Source organism: Vibrio sp. 1249-1 (genome assembly GCF_033340495.1).
The window spans coordinates 1-698 of record NZ_JAWOWJ010000557.1; the positions used below are offsets into that span (position 1 = coordinate 1).

The 698-nt window shown below is 46.8% G+C and carries 1 protein-coding gene; it reads left to right on the forward strand.

From position 1 onward, the window contains the following. The coding region (locus R7Z50_RS27590) for a DUF2066 domain-containing protein (RefSeq protein ID WP_318149766.1) at nucleotides 1-698 on the forward strand (698 nt) is incomplete at both ends.

Genomic DNA, 698 nt, shown 5'->3' on the forward strand with positions numbered 1-698 from the left:
CAATTGCATGGGAACATTCTGATTCTGTCAACGTTGCTGCGTTGAAAAAAGCAACGGAAGCTCGTGGCCTTCCAATTACGATTCCTGTTGGGGATTTTGACGATGTTACGGGCGTAAACACGTCTGATCTTTGGGGCGGTTTCATTGAACCGATTAGCCAAGCCAGCCAGCGTTACCCAGCGGACGCGGTATTAATTATTCGTGCGCAAGGCGAGCAGATTCGTTGGACTTTGTATGACCAAGCGCCTGCAAAGATTATTGATGCGCAAACTTCTCCACGCAGCGGGTCGGCAACAGGTGCAGACGCTATTTCCGCAATGGTGGATGGTATTGCTGATTACTACGCAAGTAAAAACGCCGTCGTTGTCTCAGGCAAGTCTTCTAAAGCTGTGAACGTGAAAGTGTTAAATGTAACGTCTGCTGCTGATTTCTTCCGTTTAGAAAATGCACTTACCAAATTGAATTCAGTGGCGGGCACAGAAATCAAGCGTGTACAAGGCAGTGAGTTAACGCTGACTATTCATTTGCTTGCTTCACAACAAGCATTTGAGCAAGAGGCTTCGTCTATCTCACAATTGATGGAATTTGAAGATCCACTCGGTGACGTTGAAGAAGTGACGCCATCGGAAGAGCAATCGGTAGAAACTCTACCTTCAGAGGCTCAAGCTGTAGAAGGGCAACCAAAAACAGTGGTTCAA